The 2648-nt window shown below is 50.4% G+C and carries 3 protein-coding genes; 1 reads left to right on the top strand and 2 read right to left on the bottom strand.

What is annotated here, in order from left to right; translation table 11 throughout:
* The coding region (locus AC438_RS16235) for a PriCT-2 domain-containing protein (protein WP_202904789.1) at positions 1-1733 on the bottom strand (1733 nt) is incomplete at its 3' end.
* Between the two features lie 169 nt (positions 1734-1902).
* On the opposite strand from AC438_RS16235, the gene AC438_RS16900 reads away from it, so the two are divergent.
* On the top strand, positions 1903-2082 hold the full coding sequence (locus AC438_RS16900; protein ID WP_156317129.1) for a hypothetical protein: 180 nt from the start codon (positions 1903-1905) through the stop codon (positions 2080-2082).
* 23 nt (positions 2083-2105) lie between these two features.
* Here AC438_RS16900 and AC438_RS17025 read toward each other — a convergent pair.
* A partial coding sequence (locus AC438_RS17025; RefSeq protein ID WP_162230770.1) for a hypothetical protein occupies positions 2106-2648 on the bottom strand: 543 nt, incomplete at its 5' end.

Here is a 2648-nt window from a genome sequence, read left to right as displayed (position 1 = left end):
CGGTTAATATAACCCTCGGCCGGCGCCCTTTGCGTAGGATCAAACACCAAATTACTTGCCTTAATTTCTTGTCGCTCAGGGTGCTGCACCCAGTCACTGTAATCAGCTGCGATGGCAATGCGTAAATCATTGACTGCCACCACTTCACGCTCTTGGTTATCCCACACATTTTGGCTAGGGTTTAAATACACATATCGCTCCAACGCCATGCGCAACCCCCCGCCCCCTAACTCTACCGTGGCCGCCTTTTTTTGAGCCAGTGGCAATATGCTCGCTAGCGTGGTTGTACGCCTTTGCTGTGTGTCGTTAATCCACTCTTTAAACACTGCAGGTGTTACAAAATCCTTAACGGCTTTCTGCTTTAATATTTTTTGAGCATGGCTGTCCCATATTTTACTTTGGCTATCATCCGCAATTAATGCGTATCGCTTAAAGCAGCCCTCTAAATCAGGCGGCAGTAGTAAAACGGGGGCTGGGGGTAAATCAGGTTCGTTCGCGGCAGGTAAATCATAATCGTCATACACATCAATAGGTGGGGTCTCATCAAATGATGGGACTGGGGAAGCACTAATCAGCGGTACAGTCAAAGCCGCTACAGCATTATTCACCTGCCTGGTCACCTCATTTAAACCACTCACGCTCTGCAAATCATTAAAATCATTATGATCTTTATCCGCAGGTAGACCCGTGGGGAACATAGGCAGTACAGCCAAGCCACCCAATAACTGAGCGGCGGTCTCGGCCTTGGTTTTACCCGGGTTACCGTCAACGGTTGCGTCATCATCCCCGCAAAACAAAAACGTAATATCGGTTGTTAGCGCAGCCTGCTCTTTAGCAAAATTAACCAAGCCGCCACAATCCCACGTCACCCAAACCGGCATGCCCGTTGCCTTGTGTAGCGTACACGCTGTAGCCCACCCCTCAGTGACTAGCTCGGCATCGCCCTTGCCGGCAATGCGTAAATAAGTGCCTGTCTTTTGCCCGCACTTGATAAATAATTTTTTGGGTGCCGCTTTAGCCGCCTTGGTAATCACCTGTAAATTGCGTACATCGCCCGCCATTGTGCGCATGGGCAAAACCAAACAGCCTTTACCTATGTTTAAACTAAATTCATGTTCCTGCGCCAGCTTGCCCGCCTCGGTTTTGCGGTAATCCCAATATTCGCGTACAGCGTTATAACCGCTAATAATGCGGCAGGCTTCATGTTTAATATCAGTAATTAAAACAAGAGGCTCGCGGGGAAATAAAGCGCCGTAGGGCGTAATATTTTTTTGGCCAATGTAAGCACAACGACCCACCGGCGCCAAGTAATGCGCAACAATATCAGCTGCCGCTTCGGCCACTACATTCGCCATATTATTAGACCAGGCAATATCGGCCGCTCGCTCTAGCTCCATCACCGCTAGCCTAGCCTCACGCTCAGCCCGCAAACGCGCTTGCTCTTGCGCATCGACCACGCGGCTGGACTTATACCCCCGCTCAACAGCGCGGGCAAACAACCAACCAATCCCCGTCTTGCCGCCACGGTCGCTGCGCCAAACTGCCCGTGCCTCAGCCGCACGGTAATTTTTATACTGCCCGCCCCAGTCCTCCCATACATCAAAACCGCACTCACCAAATTCACTCTTAATCGCAAAACAGGCAAACACCCATGTTTCGCGATCATTAAAATCTAAATAGTCCAACGCATCACGCGTACTCTCTAGCGTTGGCGCATCAAAAACCTGTCCCATTATGTTTTTCCAGCATGTTATATTTATAGCCCTAAGCTAGGGTGCTCAATGGCCGTTGACCTCTGGGTAAAAGAAGCCGACAGGGCCACGGCCAAAACTCAACCTTTCAGCCACCTTATTTTTCTGAGTCACCCTATTAGCCCCTTCAATTCACCCTCACGCATTTCACATGAACACTTCTCAACAGCTAGCGCGAGTCGCTCAGCACCTGAATGCAGCACTGGCTGAATTTCAGCAGATAGATGCTTCGCAATCACTCCCGCTGGCCAAGCTGCATAGTCGCCTTGCGAATCTGGTACTAGACGCTGAAAAGCAGCGTCAGAAAACTGAGCGCTCAGAGAAAAAGTAACCCCCTCAAGCGTTATAGAATGCTTAATTTCCAACACCGTTCCTCCCAAGCTTCTCTAGCGCTGCAATAGCCGCTTCATGCATCGCCACACTCTCGCGCAGCTCCAACACAAAACCACCGATATCTTCTAACCGCACATTCTTTTGCTGTGCCGCCACCATCGCCTGCAGCGCTTCGGTCGCCTCTTTCGTAAACGGTAACAATAAGCCCTCAACCCCCTCTTCAGCCTCTGCTCGCACCAAATTGCTAAAGCACAAATTATTGCCGTACAGCCTATTAATGTAACCAAGCCGAATATCATCAGGCATCACACTCACAATCACATGCTCTATCGCGAACACCTTAACGGGGCTAGGCGGCACATCAGCCGCACCCAACCAACGAAACAGCTTTTGCTGTGCATTCCATAGTGTTTTGCTTGCATCTGCACTACTACGCGGCAACTGAATATCCATTGCATCCAGCTCCGCGCCGCTATACATCTCACTCACAGCCTCAAACACCTCAACACCAATGCTGCCGCGACTCCACTCGCTAGCATGCGCCCACATTAAGCACGCATCACG

Origin of the sequence: Marinagarivorans algicola (genome assembly GCF_001292705.1) — a bacterium.
Taxonomy (GTDB): Bacteria; Pseudomonadota; Gammaproteobacteria; order Pseudomonadales; family Cellvibrionaceae; genus Marinagarivorans; species Marinagarivorans algicola.
Note: the sequence above shows the minus strand (reverse complement) of the source record. Positions and strands in the feature narration are given on the sequence as shown.

Coding starts and splice junctions, on each gene's coding strand:
- AC438_RS16900 (WP_156317129.1), top strand. CDS start 1,903: ATGAACACTTCTCAACAGCTAGCGCGAGTCGCTCAGCACCTGAATGCA.